A 16,035-nucleotide genomic window follows, 5' to 3' on the forward strand; every position below is an offset into this window, starting at 1 on the left:
AACATGGCCATCGTCCTGGGCCCCAACCAGTACGGGAAGGCGGAAAACCGCCTCGTCACGGTGTCGCGCAACGGTTCCGTGCACACGGTCAAAGACCTGACCGTCAGCACGTCGCTGCGTGGAGACCTCGCGGACACGCACCTCACCGGCGACAACGCCAAGGTGCTGGCCACGGACACGCAGAAGAACACCGTCTACGCGTTCGCCAAGGAGGCGCCGGTCGGTGAGATCGAGGACTTCGCGCTGCGCCTGGGCCGGCACTTCGTCGGCACGCAGGAGGCGATCTCAGGTGCGCGGGTGTTGATCGACGAGCACTCGTGGGACCGCATCGACGGCCACGACCACGCGTTCGTGCAAGGCTCGAACGAGAAGCGCACCACGGCCGTGACCATCGAGGGCTCGTCCGCCTGGGTGGTGTCCGGCGTGCGCGACCTCGTGGTGCTGAAGTCGACCGGGTCGGAGTTCCACGGCTATCCGAAGGACCCGTACACGACGCTGAAGGAGACCAACGACCGGATCCTGGCGACGTCGGTGACGGCCCGGTGGCGCTACGCCGGCACCGACGCGGACTGGGCGAAGTCGTTCGCCGAGATCCGGTCGATCATGCTGAAGACGTTCGCGGACAAGCACTCCCTGTCGTTGCAGCAGACCCTCTACGCGATGGGCGAGGCCGTTCTCCAGGCTCGTCCCGAGGTCGCCGAGGTACGCCTGTCCATGCCGAACAAGCACCACTTCCTGGTGGACCTCAGCGCGTTCGGGCTGGAGAACGACAACGAGGTCTTCTACGCCGCCGACCGCCCGTACGGCCTCATCGAGGGCTCGATCCTCCGGGACGACGCGCCGGACGCGGGTCTCGCCTGGAGTACTTTGCCAGCCTTCTGAACACCACCGGGTTCATGAGCGTGGCAGGCGAGGCGACCAGGTGCACCACGCGCACGAAGCGCGCGAAGATGTCCTGGTCGTGCGTCAACGCCACCTGCCACTTCTTCATGTACCAGCCGAAAGCGCGCATGATCGGCCCAGGAGCCGCGCCGGTGCTGTCCACCCAACCCTGATCGGCGTTGCTGGACAGCACCCACGGGCCCTGCGCCACCTTCGCGACCTTCCGCTGGAAGTCCCGGCATCCCTTGGCACTGAAGTCCTTGTGCCGCCGGAACAACAACGCGGCCATCGCGGCGACCGTCATGCCCTGCCCGTACACAGGGTTGAACACGCACACCGCGTCCCCGACCGCGACGAGCCCGCCCGGCCACCCCGGCATCTGCTCGAACGCCAGACGACGGCTGGCCGTCCGCGCGAACAGGTACACGGGCGTGACGGGTTCGGCGTCCGTGAGCATCCCGGCGATGGGCCCGCGCAACGAGTCCAGGAACTCCTGGAACCCCTCGGGATCCCGCGGCGGATGATCACCACCGGCCCCCTGCGCCGTGACCATCACCCGGTCCCCCTCGATGCGCATCACGATGCCCCCGCGCGGGGTGTGCGGCGCGGACAGCGACTCGGCGAGCACGACCGGCGCGTCCGGCGGAGCCGTGTAGAGCCTGGTCGCGTACCCCGTCCGCGAGTCGACCACGTCCGGTTCCGGCACCGTGATCCCCGCGTCCGCCAGCCAGGCGGGCAGCTTCGACGAACGGCCGGACGCGTCCACCACGAGGTCGGCGTCGACCCTGCCGTCCCTCGTCAGCACGCCGTCCACAGTGGATCCACGGAACGACAGCCCGGTGACGTGCACGTTGTCCACGATCTTCGCGGTCACCCGGCGCCGGATGTGCGTCTCCAGCAACGGCCTGCTCACCACCAGCAGCGGCAGCCCGGTCCGCGTCGAGGCCACCCACCCCAGCGGGTTGAGGATCCGCATCTCCCCCGCGTCCATCAGGTGCGCGCCCGCCTGCACGAGCTCGTCGTGCAGACCGGGGAACAGCCCCTCCATGATCTCGCCGCCGCGCACGAGCAACCCGTGCACGTGCCTGCCCTGCGGCACCCCCGCCCGAGGTTCGGGCACGTCAGACAGCTTGTCGCGTTCCAGGACCACCACGTCGTCGCACGTCTCGGTCAACACCCGAGCGGCGAGCAAGCCGGCGATTCCCCCACCTATCACCACGGCCTTCATGGGTCCATTGAACCCCGAAACGAGCCGTAACAACACGAATCGCAGCGGCGATCAGCAGGGCATGACGGAACCCGGCCGGTCACAACGCGGACTGCTCGGGCTCACTCGCATCCTCGGTCTGCTTATCGGTGCCGTCCTGACCGTCATCCTGGCGAGATTCTCGATCCAGGACAGCAACACTGTCCTGGGCATCGTTTCCGGGATCATCGCACTTGTCACGTTCTACCTGTTCATCGCCGATCGCGCCCGCAAACAGGAGCCATTGCCCAAAGAAGACGAGGCAACCGCGGACCTGCGGATGAGAATGCTTGAACAGTGGGAACCCGAGATCCGGCGCCGCCTCCGGAGTTCTCCTCACTCGGAGACCATCCCGTTGGAGTGGAAGAACCACGGCGAGAACGGCGAAGCGGCGTTCGACGGCAGGTTGGCGGGTGATCTCGACGAAGCGGCGCGGCAACTCGCCACGGCTTTCGAGGCGCTTCCCGGCAAGAAGCGGATGGTCGTCCTCGGCGAACCGGGCGCGGGCAAGACCTTCCTCGCATTGACACTCACGGTGGGCCTGCTGCGCCGATGGACCGGGAGCGGCCCGATCGCGGTGTTCCTGTCGTTGTCGTCATGGGACCCCGTGGTGGACGACAACCTGGACGAATGGATCGTCCGCAGCATTGCCGGAAGCTACTACGGCAGCGCTGTGCAAACGCCCCGGACGTTGTTGACAGCCCGGCGCATACTGCCGGTGCTGGACGGTCTCGACGAACTGCCCGAACACCTGAGGCGCATGGCCGTCCGGCGGATCAACGACACGCTGACAGGCGACCGGCCGGTCGTGGTCACCTGCCGCACCGCTGAGTATGAGGAGATGCTCACCGGTGGGTCACCCGCGTTGCTGCGCGCACCCGCCATCGAGGTTCAGCAGGTGGCCGTCGCGGATCTGGTCGCCCAACTGAAGGGCGTACCTACGTGGCGCAAGATCGTGCGTCACATCCAAAACCGTCCGAACGGCCACGTCGCCTTAACGTTGCGAACGCCGCTGATGCTGTCGCTCTTCACGGCCGTTTACCAGGAACGCGACCCCGGTGAACTGCTCGACAGGAATAAGTTCGCCAGCAGACACGCGGTCGAGGACCACCTCGTCGACCTACGTCTGGACACCGCGTTCCCCAGCGAGGCGCCATGGGGTAGGTGGACGGCGGCCAAGGCCAGGAAATGGCTCACTTACCTCGCCGAGCAAATGCACTCACAGCGCGAACGAGACATCACCTGGTGGAAGGTGGCCTTCCGCGTCACCGACGTCGGGCCTTTGGGGAAGGCTCTCGTCATCGTTGCCGCGGTGTGGTGGCTGGACTTGACCTTCTCGTCGAGGGCGGCATCGTACATCGCCGATTCCATCCCGCTGTTCTCGTTGTGCCTCGGCGCGTTTTTCGCCTCGGTCGGGCTGGGTACCTTGCGTGAGCAACCTGGCAAAGTTCGTCCCGCCACAGACCGTCAGCTGCACGGCTTCAGCCGTGGCATGACCATCGGTTTCCTCACAGTGCTGATACCCGGCCTCCTCGTGGTGATCGTTTCATCACTTTCGGACCTGATTGGGGGCAAGGGATACCCGAAAACATCGGCGATGGCCTGCACCCTGTTGGCGCTGGCACTGGTGAGCGGCCTGGGCATCGGACTGCACGAGATGCTGGTGGACCGAGCGACGGCCAAGCACACCACATACGCCGCGCGGGACCTGCTCAAACGGGAGCGAGCGTCGACCTTCCTGGCAGCAGGTGCAGCAGGACTGGTCGTCGGTCCGCTCAGCATATTCGCGGCCACCGTCGTCACACCGCTTGGGACCTACTTCGGGCAATGGGTCGTCCCCGCGTTGGATCTGCCTGCGGTTATCGACCTGCGGCTGCGACCGTTGACCAGCTACGTGTCGTGGCCGTTGAGCTGGAACGTGCTGGCTGAGATGAGTGCGCTCATCGGGATCCTGGTCACACTCATGACGGCGTCGACTCGGGCCTGGCCTCGGCTGTTGGCGGCCAGGTTGAAGCTGGCCCGCTCCGGACGGCTGCCCTGGCGGCTGGAACGATTCGTCGCCGACGCCACACGACTGGGCCTGCTGCGCCGTATCGGCATTGCCTACGAGTTCGGGCACGTGCTGCTCCAGGCTCGACTAGTGGGGCAGGCGGTGAATCGCCCGCCACTGCACCATCGCCCGTTCGTGCGCATCGTCGTGCTGGGGACTGCGGCAATGTTGCTCGTCCTCGTCACAGGCGTGGCGTTGACCGGAAGACCCAAAGACTGCGACAGCGCACGACGTGCCGAGATCACCGCACCAATGCAACGTGCGAAGGCAGGCGAGGAAACCGCGTGCTTCGCGTACATGGACGACCACGAGTGGAGGCGGCCGCAACTCGATCCCGCGGACGCACGGCTGATGGCCGACATCTTGGCACCGTCGCCTGGCGCGCTCGGCAGCACAGACCACGCAGGCCACGGCGTGGTGTCGGTCTTCGGGGAGTTCGACCTGATCAACGTGGCCGAGTGGCACGACGTCCTGGTGGGGGTGGCCGCGGCCCAACGGACGACCAAGGGCTCGATCGACATCGACTTCGTGTTCGCCGACCTGGAAAGCGGTAAGGACAAGGAAGCCGCCGAATTGGTCGACCTGTATCTGGACGCCACCACGACGAGCAGGAACCGTCACGGACTGGTCCAAACTCGCAGCTACGCCGCCGTGGGTCTGGAGATCGAGTGGTCGCGAAAGTCCGGCTCCACCGAGATCATCGGGCTTAAGGACGCCGGTCTGTACGAACGAGCCAGTGAGTTCGCCAAGAGCAAGGTCTCGGAGTGGCTGGGTCCCTCACCAACCGACTCGACCACCTGCTCGGCGGTGGAACACGTTCGTGCCAAGAACTCGAAACTCGACCTCCGGCAGGTGCACGTCTCAGAAGCGTTGCTCACCAGCATCGCGGACTGCGGCCATGTGACCGCGTTGGTGAGCCAGGCCGATGCGGTCGAACTGAACCGGCTGACGAAACGCCCGCCACGGATATCGCTCTACTACTTCGACGACCGGTCCTCGACGATCGTCGAGGAATGCGCTCTGGCGGTGGGAACCAGGAACACGGCTGCCGAAAGCGTCAAGACCTGTGTCGCAGTCGTTTCCACCAACGAGTCATACCGCGCCGACCTGGTGTTGATCCCGCAGCCACTGTCACCTTGAGATCGACATCAGGTAGTCCACACTGGCCCGAGGTCAGCGGTTCTCCGTACCGCGCAACGACATCTGCTGGTCACGCCACGAGTGGAAGAGGTCCGCCTCGGAGTACCAGTCCACCCCGGCCGGACGTTCGCCGGTCGTCATGAACTCGATCAGCAGCTGCCGGTACAGGTCGAGTGGAACACCGACGCCGGGCGGGAAGTCCGTGTACTTCTCGTTGACGTACGGCGCTTCCGCCGACCCCTTCGGCCAGCCCATGAAGGTGTTGTCGACGAAGTACATGTAGCCCCACCCGCCGCGCACGGCGAGCACGACGTTGTGGTCGGGATCGCCCTCGGCGGTGAGCGCCCTCCCGAAGTGGTCGAGCGATCCGTCGTTGCACTCAGGCCTGCCCAGGAGCCTGATCAACGTGTCCACATCCGCCTCGCACGCGACGACCTGGTACTTGTGCTCCGCCGCGTCGAGGTCGGGTAGCCCGGTCCAGAGCCCGGCACGCATGCTCATGCGAGCCACCCTGCACCCATTGCCGGGAACATTCGACACCCATTGACAGAACCACACGAACGGGTGATGACCCGGTCAGACCGATCGTGCGACAAGGCCTCGCAGAGCTGACTCGTCCAGACCCGTCGCGACCTGCACTTCCACCGGATCGAGTGCACCGCAGTCCACCGCACGGAGGAAGAATGACGACAGCGCCTCGGCAGTCGCCGGCTCGTCCAGAACGCCTCCTGAGACGCGCTGCACATAGGACTTCAGCCGACTGGCGTCCGCGTCCAATCCCTCGCGGTAGAAGGCGTAAACGGCCGCATATCGTGTCACCAGTTGTACCGGGTGCAGATCCCAGCCCTGATAGAAACCGTGCTCCAGTGATCGCCGCACGAGCCGGTAGTGCGTGTCCCAGCCGTGCTGCTTCTGGTCGCCGACGGGCAGCACGTTCGTGGAGCCGTCGGACAGCCGCACACCCGTGCCGGCAGCGGAAACCTGCATGACGTGCCGCGCGAAATCGCACGCGCCGTGCGCCAGGTGCTGCTGCGCCGCGGACAACCCGCAACCCGCCGTGTAGTCGTACGTGCCGAAGTGCAGCCCTGTCACCCGGCCGCGCCCCGCCTCGATGAACCGCGGGATCGCCAGCCGCCCCTCACCGTCCACGATGGACTGGGTGGTCTCCACCTGGATCTCGAACCTCAGATCCTTGCCGAAGAGGTCGAGCACCTCGCCGAACACCTCGACCTGGTCGACCGATGTCACCTTCGGGAAGGTGATCACGAAACCCGGCGGAACCTCTCCCAACGCTGTCAGGAAGATGTCCAGCGTCCGCAGTCCGCGCTCGCGCAACGCCTTGGTGTCGAACGACTTGATGCGCACCCCGAACGACGGCGGTGCGACGCCCTGCTCCAGCCAGCGGGACACGAGGTGCGCCGTGCTCTCGGCGTCCATGTCCTCGACGTCGTCCTCGGGCGCGCCGTAGCCGTCCTCGAAGTCGATCCGCAGGTCCTCGATCGGCTCCCGGCGCAACTTGGCCTCGACCCGTTCGAGCACGCCGTCCGGAAGTTCCGGGAGCAGCTCTGGCTCGATCGACTCCAGCGCCTCCCTGCCCCAGTCGCCGATCGTGGACCCGATGATGCGACCGGCGGGCACGTAGCACGTGTGCACGGGCTGACGACCCACCGGCCAGCTGCGTTCCACAGTGGACAACCGCGCGGTCACCCGCGCCACGTCGTCGGGGGACAGCGAAGTCTCGTACATCAGATGCGCTCGTACGCCGGCAGCGTCAGGAAGTCGACGAAGTCCTCGGACAACGCGACCTGTTCGAACAGCTCGACGGCCGCCGCGACGTGCGGACCCTCCAGCTCGCCACCCACCCGCGCCAGCACGTCCCGGACCGCGTCGGCGGTCACCTGCGTGCCGTCGTCGAGCACGACCTTGTTGTTGATCCACTGCCAGATCTGCGACCTGCTGATCTCCGCGGTGGCCGCGTCCTCCATGAGGTTGTGGATCGCCGCCGCCCCGTTGCCACCAAGCCACGACGCGATGTACCGCACGCCGACGTCGACAGCCGACTCCAGCCCGGCCCGCGTGGCCGCGCCACCCGCCGACTTGAAGTCCAGCAACTGCTCGGCCGTCACCTCGACCTCGGGCCGCTGCTTGTCGATCTGGTTCGGCCTGTCCCCGAGCACCCCGTCGAAGATCTCGCGGCAGATCGGCACCAGGTCCGGGTGCGCCACCCACGACCCGTCGAACCCGTCCGTCGCCTCACGCGTCTTGTCCTCACGAACCTTGCGCAACGCGTTCTCCGTGACCTCCGGGTCACGCCTGTTGGGGATGAACGCCGCCATGCCACCCATGGCGAACGCCCCGCGCTTGTGACACGTCTTCACCAGAAGCTCGGTGTACGCGCGCATGAACGGCGCCGTCATCGTCACGCTGTTGCGGTCCGGCAGCACGTAGTCCGCGCCGGCGTCCCGGAAGTACTTGATGACACTGAACAGGTAATCCCACCGACCAGCGTTGAGCCCCGACGCGTGGTCACGCAGCTCGTAGAGGATCTCCTCCATCTCGAACGCGGCCGGAATCGTCTCAATGAGCACCGTCGCGCGAATCGTGCCGTGCGGCACGCCCTTCAGCTTCTGCGCCGTCGTGAAGACGTCGTTCCACAGCCGTGCCTCAAGATGCGACTCCATCTTCGGCAGGTAGTAGTAGGGCTGCCCCAACTCGGCGTTGTGGAAGAAGTGCAACCCGAAGTCCACGAGCGCACCCACCGCGTTCTTGCCACCGAACTGCAGGTTCCGCTCGTCGAGGTGCCACCCGCGCGGCCGCACGACGATCGTCGGGTAGGGCCCACCCTTGAGCTTGTACTCCTTGCCCTCCGGCGAGGTGTACTCGATCGTCTCGCGCGCCGCCTCGTACAGGTTCACCTGCCCCTGCACGACGTTGTCCCAGTGCGGCGTGTTCGCGTCCTCAAGATCCGCCAGCCACACCTTCGCACCAGAGTTCAGCGCGTTGATCGTCATCTTCCGCTCGGTGGGCCCGGTGATCTCCACCCGCCGATCCCGCAACGCCTCAGGCGCCGCGGCGACCTGCCACTCCCCGTCCCGAACGTGCTGGGTCTCAGCCAAAAACCCGAGAGGCCGCCGCTCCTTGCGCAGGGCGAGCAACTCGTCCCGGCGGGCGGCGTGCGCCTCATGCAGCTGCGCAACGAACTCAAGAGCCCCGTCAGTGAGGACCTGCACCTGGATCCACCTCTCTCGGTTTTGCTGTGTGGACTATAGTTTTTGCATTGCGGAACTGCAACGAGAGGAGTCGCACGTGTCGACAGGTGGCGTGCAGTCGTTGCAAAGAGCGTTCGACCTGCTAGAACGCCTAGCCGACGCAGGCGGCGAAGCCTCCCTCTCCGAACTGGCCACCACCTCAGGCCTACCCCTGCCCACGATCCACCGTCTCATCCGCACCCTCGTGACGCTGGGCTACGTACGCCAAAACAGCAACCGCCGCTACACCCTCGGCTCCCGCCTGATCCGCCTGGGCGAAACCGCCTCCCGCCAATACGGCACCTGGGCCCGCCCGTTCCTCTCGCAACTAGTTGACTCGGTGGAGGAAACCGCAAACCTCGCCGTCCTGGACGGCGACGAGGTCGTCTACGTGGCCCAAGTCCCCTCAAAACACTCGATGCGCATGTTCACCGAGGTAGGCCGCCGCCTCCTGCCACACGGCACCGGCGTGGGCAAAGCAATGCTGTCGCAACTCCCCCGCAACGACGTGCGCGCACTGCTGGACCGCACCGGCCTGCCCGCCTACACGTCGAACACGATCACAGACCCGACCGAACTGCTCGACTCCCTGGACGAGATCGCGGCACGCGGCTACGCCCTGGACGAATCCGAGCAGGAACTGGGCGTCCGCTGCATCGCGGTACCGGTAGTCGGCGGCCCAACCCTGGCCGCAGTGTCGGTGTCGGGCCCAGAGGGACGCCTGACCAAGGACGCGGTGAACCGCATCCTCCCGGAAGTGCTGGCAGTGGCGAAAAAACTCGCAGACCAGGCCGCCACAACCGGCTGACCCGGCCGCGCCCGCCCTCGCAAGGCGCCCGCACGCTCACCCAGGCCGCCCGCTATGGCGTCTGCAAGTACCACCAACCCAACATCAACAGGCTCGTAACTACACCCAACCTGTTCGACGAGTGCCGAACAGGTTGGGTGTAGTTACAGGCGATTCGATCATGAGTTGGTGGTACTTGCAGACGCCATCAGCAAGCACGGGCGGAGACGTTCGACGCGTTCGGCCAGGTCAGCCGAGCAGCGCGTCCACGAAGGCGCCGGGCTCGAACGGAGCCAAGTGGTCAGCCCCTTCCCCAAGCCCAACCAGCTTCACCGGCACCCCCAACTCCCGCTGAACCTGAAAAACGATCCCACCCTTGGCAGTCCCGTCCAGCTTGGTCAGCACGATCCCGGTGATGTCGACCTGCTCAGCGAACACCCGAGCCTGAGTCAGCCCGTTCTGCCCGGTGGTCGCATCCAGCACCAGCAGAACCTCATCCACCACAGCCTGCTTCTCCACGACGCGCTTGACCTTGCCAAGCTCGTCCATCAGGCCCTTCTTGGTGTGCAACCGCCCAGCCGTGTCCACCAGCACCGTGGAAACGCCGGTCTCCATCCCCCGCTTGACCGCCTCAAAAGCGACAGAAGCCGGATCCCCGCCCTCAGGCCCCCGCACGGTCTCCGCCCCGACCCGCTTGCCCCAGGTCTCCAGCTGATCAGCCGCAGCCGCCCTGAACGTGTCCGCGGCCCCGAGCAGCACCGTCCGCCCATCGGCCACCAGGACCCGAGCCAACTTGCCGGTGGTGGTCGTCTTGCCCACGCCGTTGACACCGACCACGAGCAACACAGCGGGCTTCCCCGCATGCGGCAGGGCCTTCAACGACCGGTCCATCTTCGGCCCGAGAGCGTCCACCAGCACCGAGCGCAGCAGCGCGGCGGCCTCGGCCTCGGTCCGCACCCCGGAGGACGCGATCTTCGAGCGCAGCGTCTCCACGATCTCGGTGGTCAGAGCCGCACCGAGATCAGCGATCAGCAGCGTGTCCTCGACGTCCTGCCACGAGTCCTCGTCCAGGTCGCCGGCGCCCAGAAGTCCCAGCAAGGACGTGCCGAACGCGTTGCGCGACTTCGACAGCTTCCCCCGGAGCCGCTCCAGCCGGCCCGCGGTCGGCTCGATCTCCTCGACCTCGGAGGCCTCGACGGGCAGGTCGACCTCGACGAAGCCGCGCTTCACCGAGTCGCGCGGCACGGAGGCGTCGTCCCCGACCCCTGGCTGGCCGTCGACCTCGGTCCGGTCGACGACCGGGTGCTCGACCGGCGCGGTGTCCGCTACCTCGGCCGCCGCCACCGCCTCGGCCTCAGAGGCTTCCGGTGCCGCCGGCGTCAGCGTGAAGCCGGACGAGGCCTGGTAGCCGCCGGGGCGCGGCGCCTCCTCCTTCTGGGTCAGGCTGATGCGACGGCGACGCGTCAGCACCACGCCGGTCACCAGCGCGGCGATCAGCACGACCGCCACGACGACGAGGATCAGGACAAGGGAAGACGTGGGCACGGGCTCATGGTTTCACAGGCCCGCATGTGACCTGTCAACCACATATTGCTCATTTAGGCGAAGATTTCACCAAAGCTCTTGCGTCCGACCACGGTGTGGAATAGACCACACGTCGTGAGGGTGATCGGACTGATTTCCGGCACGTCGATGGACGGTATCGACGTGGCCGTCGCCGACCTGTCTGTCAGCGGTGACGTGGTCGAGCTCGTGCCGGTGCAGCACGCCGAGCACCCCTTCCCCAAGGACCTGCTCGAGAAACCGAAAGACCTCGCTGAAGTGTGCGCCTTCGACACCTCCCTCGGGCAGGCTTTCGGAGAAGTCGCCGCCGGGTACCTGCCGGCCGACCTGATCAGCTCGCTCGGGCAGACCGTCCACCACGAGGTGCAGGACGGCGACTGTCTCGGCACGCTGCAGCTCGGGCAGCCCGCGTGGATCGCCGAGCGGACCGGCGTGCCGGTCGTCGCGGATCTGAGGGTCAGGGACGTCGCCGCGGGAGGCCAGGGAGCACCGCTGGCGAGCACCCTCGACGCCCTCTGGCTGGCCGGTGACGCCCCCGCGGTCGCGCTGAACATCGGCGGCATCGCGAACATCACCGTCGTGCGACCGGGCAGCCCGCCGATCGCGTACGACACGGGGCCCGGCAACGCGCTGATGGACGCCGTCATGGAGGTCATCTCCAACGGCCAAAGACGCCAGGACACCAACGGCGAGTTCGCCAAAAGAGGCCAGACGAGAGAAGACATCCTCAAGAAGCTCCTCGCGGACCCGTACTACGCGAAACCGTGGCCCAAGTCGACGGGCAAGGAACACTTCAACGCCGAGTACCTGCAAGGGTTCCCGACGGTCCCGGCCGAGGACATGCTGCGCACGCTGGCAGAGCTGACCGCCCGCACCATCGCGGACGCCTGCCGCGCGCACGACGCGACCACCGTCGTCGCGTCCGGTGGCGGGATGCGCAACCCGGTGCTCGTCGAGTCGCTCACCAAGGCGCTCGACCCGATCCCGTTGCAGATCAGCGACTCACTGGGCCTGCCGCGCGACGGCAAGGAGGCCTACCTCGCCGCACTGCTCGGTTTCCTGACGTGGCACGGGATTCCGGGCAACACGCCGTCCGCGACCGGCGCGTCCGGGCCGCGGCTGCTCGGCAGCATCACGCCCGGCAGCGGGCCGCTCCGGCTGCCGGAGCCCGTCACCACCGCGGTGACCAAGCTGAAAGTGGGGGAACCGAAGTGCGCGGACTAGATCTGGCGATCATCGCCCTGTTCCTCGTCGGCATGCCGTTGCTCGGCACGTGGATCGGCGGCAGGCAGAAGTCGTCCACCGACTACTTCGTCAGCGAGAAGCGCATCTCGTGGTGGGTCGTCTGTCTGTCGGTCGTGTCCGCGGAGACCTCGACACTCACCGTCCTGAGCGTGCCGGTGATCGCCTACATGGCGACGCCCGCGCAGGGCGGCATGACGTACCTGACGCTCGCACTCGGCTACATCGTCGGCCGGATCATCGTCAGCTTCGTGCTGCTGCCGCGCTACATCGCCGGTGACCTCGTCACGGCCTACGCGTTCCTGGGCAAGCGGTACGGCAACGGCATGCGCGCCACCGCGTCCGTGACGTTCCTCTTCACCCGCCTGCTCGCGGACGGCATCCGGCTGTTCGCGACGGCTATCCCGATCAAGGTCGTGCTCGCCGAGTACGGGATCACCGCGTCGTACTGGGCGATCGTGGTCGCGCTCGGCATCGCGATGGTGTTCTACAGCTTCTTCGGCGGCGCGCGTGCGGTCGTGTGGGTCGACGCCATCCAGATGCTCTGGTACGTCCTCGGCGGCGTCGTGGTCGTCTGGGTGCTGGCCGGTCAGCTGCCGGACGGCTGGTTCGGCAAGGCCGCCGACGTCGGCAAGTTCCAGATCTTCGACTTCACCTCGTCACCGCTGACCGGCGCGTACCCGTTCATCGCGGCGTTCTTCGGCGGCGCGTTGCTGTCGATGGCCTCGCACGGCGCGGATCAGCTGATCGTGCAACGGCTCATGGCCACGCGGGACGTGAAGTCGGCGCAGAAGGCGTTGATCGCCTCCGGTTTCGTGGTGTTCCTGCAGTTCGCGTTCTTCCTGTTCATCGGCGTGATGATGTGGGCGTTCTACAACGGCGTCGACCCGGTGAAGGACCTGAAGCTCAACAACAAGGACGAGCTGTTCGCGCACTTCATCGTCAACGACCTGCCGAGCGGCCTGTCCGGCTTCGTGATCGCCGGCATCCTCGCGGCCGCGCTGTCGTCGTCGTTGGGCGCCTTGGCTTCCAGCACCGTCACGGACATCTACGAACGCATCCGCAAGACCCCGATGACCGACGACGAACGCCTGCGCCACGGCCGCGTGTGGACTCTCGTCTGGGCTGCCCTGCTGATCGTCTGCGCTGGTCTGTTCGCCTCCTCGAACAAGACCACGGCCGACCCGATCGTGGTGCAGGCGCTCGGCATCGCCGGCTACACCTACGGCGCGCTGCTCGGGGCCTTCCTCCTCGGCCTCATCTTCAAGCGCGTCACCCAGGTGGACGCGATCATCGCGTTCGTGACGACGGTGCTGGTCGTCGGTTTCGTGATTCTCGGAGTCAAGTTCGCCGGCAGCACGCCGACGATCAACTTCGGCAAGGCGACAGCCGACCTGAAGTCCTTGACCGGCTGGTGGAACACGCCGCTGGGGGTGGCGGTCACGCTGCTCGTGGGTGGCTTGCTGTCAGTGCGGCATTCACGCGGTGTGCCGGTACGCGACGAGCTCGATGTGAAGTCGGAAGCCTAGGCGTTCGAACATCCTCTGCGAGGACTCGTTGCCCGCGTAGATCGACGCGGCGGCCTGCGGTCGAGCACCGTGGTCCGCCGCGAGCTTCCACAGCAGTTCGGTGACGAGCGCGACGCCCACGCCCTGGCCGCGAACATCGGGTTCGACGGCCACGAAATCGACGTAGTACTCCTCGGGCTGGGCTTTGCCCGCGGCGTACCCGAGCACGCGTTGGCCGTCCATGGCCACGACGACCGTGCGGGTCTCCGGTTTGGATTCGACGAGTTGCTTGCCGGACAGGTACGTCCGCGGGAAGCATCGTTCGTGCAGGACCGCGACGGCTTCGTGCACGAACCGATCGGTCGGGAGGACACGCATCTCACGTTCGCTGGGACACTTCGCGTCCCGCAGCAGCAACGTGCGCAGATCCCCGTTGTCGAGTATGTGGATGGCGCTCGCCTTGCCGGCGGAGAAGCCGTGGCGTTCGGCGAACGCGGCGAGTCGTCGGTGGGCGGTGTGCCCGTACAGCTCGAGGTCGGTGACGCCGGTGAGGAGCTCGGTGGCGCGCCGGAACATCGCGTCGGCGGTCTGATCCCAGATGCGGCTGCCCGCGGGGTGGTTGACCGGTACGTCGACGAACGGCCCGTGCAGCCACGCGCGGCCCAGCTCCGGGTCGATCTCCACGCTGAGCATGCCGGTGATGTTGTCGTCGGCGTCGACGGCCACCACCGTGCAGTCGGCCCAGCTGGGCTCGAACTCGGCGAGCTCCGCGCGGAGCTCATCGACTGTCTCACCGAGGTAGCCGATGTGGTGCGCGTTGTCGGCCTGGAGCCGGACCAGCAGCGCCATCGTGGCGCCGAGGTCGCCAGGTTCGGCGAAACGGATGTCGTACATAGAAGGAATGGTTGCTCCCGCGGCGGCCGGACGCGAGGGAGTTTTCGGACGCGTAAAATGGCGTGGATGTCCACCCAGATCGGTGACGACCTGCCCAGTGAGCTCAGGACGCGCAACGACCTGGCCAAGGCCAAGGCCCACGCGGGCGACTTCCGGGGCGCGGTCACCGAGTTCAGGGCACTCGTGAAGGACCTCTCGGACGAGGCTGGTGCGGACCACCCCCGGACGCTGGACGTCCGCTCGANNCCGAGCACGACGACACGCTGGAGACCAGGCAACTGCTTGCCAACCTGCGGTACCGGACCGGCGACGTCGAAGGCGCGATCGAGGAACTGGAGGAGCTGCACGCGGCTCTGTCGCTCGTGCTCATGCCCACGCACGACCGCATCACCAAGCTGAGGCGGGAGATCGCGTTCCTGAAGAGATGACACTCACACCGCCGCCGGGACCACACCCAGATTCGGGCTTGCAGGGCTGGTGAGGGTGGGGGACTCTTTTACAGTGAGTGAGGAAACGATCCAACTCGATCTCAACGAATCCGGGGTGGCCGTCGACCTGCCCTTGCCGCCGAACAACCGGGACGGTGTCCAGGGTGTTCCGTATCGGCCGGTCGAATTCCGAGACGATGATCTGCCCACTGCCCTCGAACGTGCCGCCGCCTGGCTGCGGCAGACGCAGGACTGGCTGGGCGAACCCGTGGACGTCATCGCAGTTCATCTCGACTACGACGACACCAAGGGCAACCCGTACTACGACCTCAAGCTGCTGTGCAACGACGAGGACCTAGCGGGTGTGCCGAGGGTCATCCGAGACAACGAAAGGGCCGCTACCGGTCAGTAGTCTTTCCGACTACCGTTCGGAAGCATGTCGGATCGCGTATATCCCCCGGTGATCGCCGCAGCGAAGCTCATGTTCAAGGTGCTGGACATGCGGATCACCGTCGAAGGGGCGCACCACGTCCCGCGCACAGGTGGAGCCGTGCTGGCGTCGAACNNTTCGCGGGCTACGGCGCGCGACCGTCGGGGCGCCTCACGCGGTTCATGGCGAAGCACGAGATCTTCGCCAACAAGATCGCAGGCCCGCTCATGCGCGGCATGCATCACATCCCCGTCGACCGGAGCGCGGNNCCACCATCAGCCGTTCGTTCACGGTCAAGGACATCAAGTCCGGCGCGAACCGCATGGCGCACGAAGCCGGCGTTCCGCTCATCCCCGTCGCGCTGTGGGGCACCCAGCGCCTGTGGACCAAGGGCAGGCCCAAGGACCTGACCCAGCGGCACATCCCGATCACCATTCTCATCGGCGAGCCGTTCGAGGCCTCTCCCGGCGACTCCGGCGACGGTCTGCTGCGCAAGCGGATGCAGGACCTGCTGGACACCGCCCAGGCCGCCTACCCGACCGAACCGGGCGCGTGGTGGGCTCCCCGGCACCTCGGCGGCACCGCACCCACGCCGGAAGAGGCGGCCCGACTGGACG

At 66.6% G+C, this 16,035-nt stretch carries 12 protein-coding genes and 1 pseudogene; 7 read left to right on the forward strand and 6 right to left on the reverse strand.

What is annotated here, in order from left to right; all coding sequences use genetic code 11:
• Positions 1–3 precede the first annotated feature (3 nt).
• Positions 4–882, forward strand: a complete 879-nt coding sequence (gene pucL / locus B0F77_RS14470; protein WP_086663403.1) for a factor-independent urate hydroxylase — start codon at positions 4–6, stop codon at positions 880–882.
• On the opposite strand, the gene B0F77_RS14475 is transcribed toward pucL, so the two are convergent.
• Entirely contained in the window at positions 809–2,110 is a 1,302-nt protein-coding gene (locus B0F77_RS14475; protein WP_086663404.1) for an FAD-dependent oxidoreductase, read from the reverse strand. The two genes, pucL and B0F77_RS14475, sit on opposite strands and share 74 nt — an antisense overlap.
• Between B0F77_RS14475 and B0F77_RS14480 the strand changes: the two genes are divergently transcribed.
• Positions 2,109–5,318, forward strand: coding sequence for an NACHT domain-containing protein (locus B0F77_RS14480; protein WP_143466724.1), 3,210 nt, complete (start codon positions 2,109–2,111; stop codon positions 5,316–5,318). The genes B0F77_RS14475 and B0F77_RS14480 overlap by 2 nt on opposite strands.
• Positions 5,319–5,351: 33 nt before the next feature.
• Here B0F77_RS14480 and B0F77_RS14485 read toward each other — a convergent pair whose 3' ends face one another.
• The 3 genes from B0F77_RS14485 to aceB all read right to left on the reverse strand — a co-directional run bounded on the left by B0F77_RS14485 (position 5,352) and on the right by aceB (position 8,548).
• Positions 5,352–5,819 (reverse strand): Imm1 family immunity protein, encoded by a 468-nt coding sequence (locus B0F77_RS14485; protein WP_086663406.1) that lies wholly within the window; start codon positions 5,817–5,819, stop codon positions 5,352–5,354.
• A gap of 75 nt (positions 5,820–5,894) precedes the next feature.
• Complete coding sequence (locus B0F77_RS14490) at positions 5,895–7,064, reverse strand: DUF6986 family protein (RefSeq protein WP_086663407.1); 1,170 nt, start codon at positions 7,062–7,064, stop codon at positions 5,895–5,897.
• Positions 7,064–8,548 (reverse strand): malate synthase A, encoded by a 1,485-nt coding sequence (gene aceB / locus B0F77_RS14495; RefSeq protein ID WP_245848150.1) that lies wholly within the window; start codon positions 8,546–8,548, stop codon positions 7,064–7,066. The genes B0F77_RS14490 and aceB overlap by 1 nt, the downstream gene beginning before the upstream one ends.
• A 76-nt stretch (positions 8,549–8,624) precedes the next feature.
• Between aceB and B0F77_RS14500 the strand changes: the two genes are divergently transcribed.
• Positions 8,625–9,374 carry an IclR family transcriptional regulator gene (locus B0F77_RS14500; RefSeq protein WP_086663409.1) on the forward strand — a complete coding sequence of 250 codons (750 nt, stop codon included), beginning with the start codon at positions 8,625–8,627 and terminating at the stop codon, positions 9,372–9,374.
• Between the two features lie 228 nt (positions 9,375–9,602).
• Here B0F77_RS14500 and ftsY read toward each other — a convergent pair whose 3' ends face one another.
• Positions 9,603–10,898: a signal recognition particle-docking protein FtsY gene (ftsY, locus tag B0F77_RS14505; RefSeq protein WP_086663410.1), complete on the reverse strand. Its 1,296-nt coding sequence runs from the start codon at positions 10,896–10,898 to the stop codon at positions 9,603–9,605.
• Between the two features lie 114 nt (positions 10,899–11,012).
• Here ftsY and B0F77_RS14510 point away from each other — a divergent pair, with 114 nt between their 5' ends.
• Positions 11,013–12,140, forward strand: a complete 1,128-nt coding sequence (locus B0F77_RS14510; protein WP_086663411.1) for an anhydro-N-acetylmuramic acid kinase — start codon at positions 11,013–11,015, stop codon at positions 12,138–12,140.
• A complete protein-coding gene (locus B0F77_RS14515) occupies positions 12,128–13,687 on the forward strand; it encodes a sodium:solute symporter (protein WP_086663412.1) in 1,560 nt (519 codons plus the stop codon). The genes B0F77_RS14510 and B0F77_RS14515 overlap by 13 nt, the downstream gene beginning before the upstream one ends.
• On the opposite strand, the gene B0F77_RS14520 is transcribed toward B0F77_RS14515, so the two are convergent.
• Positions 13,637–14,560, reverse strand: a complete 924-nt coding sequence (locus B0F77_RS14520) for a GNAT family N-acetyltransferase (RefSeq protein WP_086663413.1) — start codon at positions 14,558–14,560, stop codon at positions 13,637–13,639. The two genes, B0F77_RS14515 and B0F77_RS14520, sit on opposite strands and share 51 nt — an antisense overlap.
• Positions 14,561–15,061: 501 nt before the next feature.
• On the opposite strand from B0F77_RS14520, the gene B0F77_RS14525 reads away from it, so the two are divergent.
• Together B0F77_RS14525 and B0F77_RS14530 are read left to right on the forward strand one after the other, a co-directional pair.
• Positions 15,062–15,400 (forward strand): hypothetical protein, encoded by a 339-nt coding sequence (locus tag B0F77_RS14525; RefSeq protein ID WP_086663414.1) that lies wholly within the window; start codon positions 15,062–15,064, stop codon positions 15,398–15,400.
• Positions 15,401–15,424: 24 nt separating this feature from the next.
• Positions 15,425–16,035: pseudogene (locus B0F77_RS14530) on the forward strand (lysophospholipid acyltransferase family protein); the annotation flags it as partial.

This window comes from Lentzea kentuckyensis, assembly GCF_002150765.1.
In the GTDB taxonomy this organism is placed as follows: domain Bacteria; phylum Actinomycetota; class Actinomycetes; order Mycobacteriales; family Pseudonocardiaceae; genus Lentzea; species Lentzea kentuckyensis.

Excerpts from the sequence above, each read along its gene's own strand:
- pucL (WP_086663403.1), top strand. The coding sequence starts at position 4 with ATGGCCATCGTCCTGGGCCCCAACCAGTACGGGAAGGCGGAAAACCGC.
- B0F77_RS14475 (WP_086663404.1), bottom strand. The coding sequence starts at position 2,110 with ATGAAGGCCGTGGTGATAGGTGGGGGAATCGCCGGCTTGCTCGCCGCT.
- B0F77_RS14490 (WP_086663407.1), bottom strand. The coding sequence starts at position 7,064 with ATGTACGAGACTTCGCTGTCCCCCGACGACGTGGCGCGGGTGACCGCG.
- B0F77_RS14520 (WP_086663413.1), bottom strand. The coding sequence starts at position 14,560 with ATGTACGACATCCGTTTCGCCGAACCTGGCGACCTCGGCGCCACGATG.
- B0F77_RS14480 (WP_143466724.1), top strand. The coding sequence starts at position 2,109 with ATGGGTCCATTGAACCCCGAAACGAGCCGTAACAACACGAATCGCAGC.
- B0F77_RS14485 (WP_086663406.1), bottom strand. The coding sequence starts at position 5,819 with ATGAGCATGCGTGCCGGGCTCTGGACCGGGCTACCCGACCTCGACGCG.